This window comes from Pedobacter sp. (assembly GCF_035566355.1).
Taxonomy (GTDB): domain Bacteria; phylum Bacteroidota; class Bacteroidia; order Sphingobacteriales; family Sphingobacteriaceae; genus Pedobacter.
The window spans coordinates 1-3,942 of record NZ_DATMRL010000719.1 but is presented as its reverse complement, the minus strand read 5'-3'; the positions used below and the strand labels follow the sequence as shown (position 1 = coordinate 3,942).

Here is a 3,942-nt window from a genome sequence, read left to right as displayed (position 1 = left end):
ATCTTAAAGTACAGGGTTGGACTAAGCTCTCAGAAGATTTTTTCAAGAGCCAAAGGAATCTGATTTCTTTTCTTGAAGAAAAGGACGATCAGTACCTTTATCATGCATATCCATTTGCCGACCCCTCGTTTCGGTATAATTACCAATATCTCGTTGTGGGACTTATCCATCACGATTTTTACCATCTTGGCCAGATCGGCATTACTATTAAGTTTCTAAAGAAAAATTCCCGGATTCTATCAAAAAATCAGTAATTGGTTTTGGAAGAAAGCAGCCATGAAGCGCTAGCGATTTATCAATGCCAATGATTTTTCAAGGTCATGCGCATATGATTCTGAAAAATCTGTTCACGATAACGTCGTTGAGCTGCTTTTCTAGACTTAACAAAATATATGCAAATGGCCAAAGCACATATCGTAGCGCCAATTAAGCAGGTTAAAGTGGTGTTTTGTAGTTCTGTTTTTGTAATGTATATTACTGCAATTGCCATAAGGCTAAATACGGCGTAAATCCCCCTCTTCATAGTTTCATTTGGCTGAGAACTTAAAAATAATCATCAGATTCCATTTTTGAAAGGATAATTTTCCTTTTTTTTAATCGTACTTAATATTCGGGCAATTTAAACTTAGACGACCAGGGTATAAGTTAAATTAAAACAGGCTATCCCCTCCCAAGGATAGCCCTGTGTTATTACACCGAAGGGGTATGAAGCCCTTTTATTATATAACTACTTTTAGTGTTGTTTAGTTTATTTTTTTAAAAATTAAACAAAAACTATTGTCTTATACTCGAATTCGAGTCTAACGCGACTAGGATGGTGTTGCATTTTAAATAGCCACATGAATTCTAAAAAAAAGCTGCTTATAATATTTGTTTTCTTAACTTTATAAGGCGTGGTGCAATACCGTGTATTTGGAATAAAATAATTTAATTTTTTTATTTTAAAAAAATGCTCTTATCAACCTTTTTATTTTTTGATGGTCAATTACTAACTAATTGTAGTGTTAAACTTTAATTAAACATCTATCAATATGAAGTATTTTTTCTCTTTTGTTTTTGTAGCATTTCTTTTAGGTCAAAAGGAATCTGTAGCCTGTACACGAGTAGTGTATAAAGGCCCCAATGGAACAGTGATCACTGCCCGAAGTATGGACTGGAAAGATGAAATTTCTGCTAATCTGTGGGTATTTCCCAGAGGAATCGCCAGAAATGGTGAAGTAGGTCCACAGTCTTTAAAATGGACTTCCAAGTATGGTAGTGTAATTTCCAGTGCCTGGGATATTGCAACTGTAGATGGTTTAAATGAGAAGGGGTTAGTAGCCAATGTGTTGTGGCTGGTGGAATCCAGTTATCCAAAATTCGAACCCGATGGTAAAAAGAAAGGCATTACTATTTCAGCATGGGCACAGTATGTCCTGGATAATTTTGCAACTGTAAATGAAGCTGTTACTGCGCTAAAAGATGAGGCGTTCGTTATAGTCAGTGATTATATTCCCGGCACTAAAAAATTCACGACCCTTCATTTATCCATTTCGGATGCTTCAGGTGATAATGCAATATTTGAATATATTAATGGAAAGCTAGTGATTCATCATGATACTTCCTATACCGTGATGACGAACTCTCCAATATTTAGTGAGCAGCTTGCTTTAAATAATTATTGGTCGGGTATTCCCGGAACAATCATGCTGCCAGGCACCAATCGTGCAGCCGATCGTTTTGTGAGAGCTTCTTATTACATTAATGCCATTCCCCAAACTGACGATACCAGAATTGCGGTTGCCAGCGTATTTAGCGTAATCAGAAATTGTTCTGTACCTTTTGGTATTAGTTCAGAAACAGAGCCTAACATTTCTTCAACCCGATGGAGGTCTGTAGCAGATCAAAAAAATAAAGTCTATTATTTTGAAAATGTTTTAATCCCGGGTACCTTTTGGGTAGACTTGAGTAAATTTGATTTAAATGAAGGTTCAAAATCTATGAAACTGAATTTAAAACAGAGCATTGCACTTAATGGCCTGTCAAATTCGGAATTTAAAGCAGCAGAACCTTTCAAATTTTTAGGAATCTGATTTCAAGACGATCTAAGAAAAACTGATGATTTCTGGTAATGTGGCCAGCGTTTCACTCATGATCACCAAGTACTTTTTTTGACCTGATACCTTAAACACGACAATTAAATGATCATTTTCTTTGGTGATTTCTACTCTTTCCACAGAAAGGCCTTTTGTATTTAAGATGTTTTCCAGCCGCTCAATCTGATTAAAATCCGGATCACGGAAGGTTACATTTAAGAGTCGTTCTTTTTGAAGCCGGGCAATCATCTGCTCTACTTTTGTAACCATTAAGAGAACACCAAGGGTGATGACAGTGAGACATAAAGCTAAGGCATGATAGCCGATACCGGTGGTCATGCCGATCGCTGCAGAAGTCCAAATTACAGCAGCGGTAGTTAATCCCCTGACAGAAATTTTGTCTTTAAATATTACACCTGCGCCAATAAAACCGATGCCGGTGATGATATTTGCCGAAATTCGGTCATCGGCCCCAGCGCCATGCCGGGAAACTATAGTAAAAATTGTAGATCCGAGGGAAATCAGAATTATAGTGCGAAAGCCAGCAGACTTATTTTTATATTCTCGTTCAAATCCTATTGCACCACCGCATATGATGGAAACCATCATAGCAATCATATCTTCTAATTCTATTGTGAAATCCATAAATAAATTTCTAATTGTTATTTGTCTTTGTAAACTAGTACCAGCGTGTTTGGTTTTAACTTAACCATATTTTTTGGTTTATTGTTTTATCGCCAGGTTCTGATTGAAAGCCAGCAGAGCAGTGAGCCTTCATACGTAAAACCTGATGTTCACTGTACAATAAACTAGCTATAATATCGCATCCAAAAAAGGCCGGGCAGTAGCTTGCCAGCTATTTCAAATTGGGTGGAGTGCAAAAAAAATCACGTTTATAAAACAAAGCGCAGAAATTACTGTTGGGATCAGTCAGATTAAACCTTTAATTCTCGCTTGTTATGAATGGACTAACTCCCTGGGCGGTATCCGCAAGTTCTGAATTAGCGGAAAACAAAACACCACTTTACAGAACAGTAGCCAAAAGTTTTGAGTTTAAAGTTTTTAAAACCACTGATTCCATCTGGATCATGGTTGAACTACCCAATGGCGGAAGAGCTGCATTCCGTGCAGCATTTAGTCCAGGAGAAGTTCTCAAAATTACTAAAGCCACTGAAAACAACGAGGGTATTGATGTAGAACTCGACAGCGATACAGGCAAGCAGCAAGTCAAAATTACCATTGACCAACAGGGAATAAATCCTGTGCTACGTTACACTACCCGTCTAAAACCCAAAAAAGATCTGCTGATTCCGTTCTGGCCGAAAGACATTCTGATGAGCAAAAAAAAAGAGCATCCTGAAAATACAATTGGAAAGATACACATCAACCAGGAAGGGACAAGAACCGGTTTGATCTATCTGACACAGACCCGGCCAAAATCTGCGTCAATCCTCTACCTCCAAAACCTGACTGCGCTTGGCGATTACTGTGAACAAACTCAAACCTCCTGTGCCGATACCGTAGGCGGTAACTGGCCGGAAATGGGCTTTGCATTGCCCCCTGCTAAAGACAAGCCTTTAAAAGCCGGCAAAGAAACCATCATCAATGACGCGTTCGTCGCGTTCGACGCAGATTTCCCGGAGAACCAGTTCCAAACCAACCGGCAATTTCTAAATCTGCTGGCAAGAATTTACCTGCTTCTCCCAAGACCAGAGACCAGGTACCAGAACTGGCCGGACATTCTGGATAAAGGGTTAAAAGATCTGATAGAAAGTCCCGGATGCTGGAGCCAGGTGGCCGGGCATAAATACTTCAATGCTTATGTGAGCGATTATATCACCCCACCTGAAATTATGGTGCAACTTGC

2 protein-coding genes and 2 pseudogenes are annotated in these 3,942 nt (G+C 38.8%); 3 read left to right on the top strand and 1 reads right to left on the bottom strand.

Annotation, left to right across the window (positions count from 1 at the left end; genetic code table 11):
* Nucleotides 1-254: pseudogene (locus VNZ46_RS28175) on the top strand (hypothetical protein); the annotation flags it as partial.
* 777 nt (nucleotides 255-1,031) lie between these two features.
* Nucleotides 1,032-2,072, top strand: coding sequence for a linear amide C-N hydrolase (locus VNZ46_RS28170; RefSeq protein WP_325564834.1), 1,041 nt, complete (start codon nucleotides 1,032-1,034; stop codon nucleotides 2,070-2,072).
* A 12-nt stretch (nucleotides 2,073-2,084) separates the two neighbouring features.
* On the opposite strand, the gene VNZ46_RS28165 is transcribed toward VNZ46_RS28170, so the two are convergent.
* Nucleotides 2,085-2,720, bottom strand: coding sequence for an MgtC/SapB family protein (locus tag VNZ46_RS28165; RefSeq protein WP_233174044.1), 636 nt, complete (start codon nucleotides 2,718-2,720; stop codon nucleotides 2,085-2,087).
* Between the two features lie 314 nt (nucleotides 2,721-3,034).
* Between VNZ46_RS28165 and VNZ46_RS28160 the strand changes: the two are divergent.
* Nucleotides 3,035-3,942: pseudogene (locus VNZ46_RS28160) on the top strand (hypothetical protein); the annotation flags it as partial.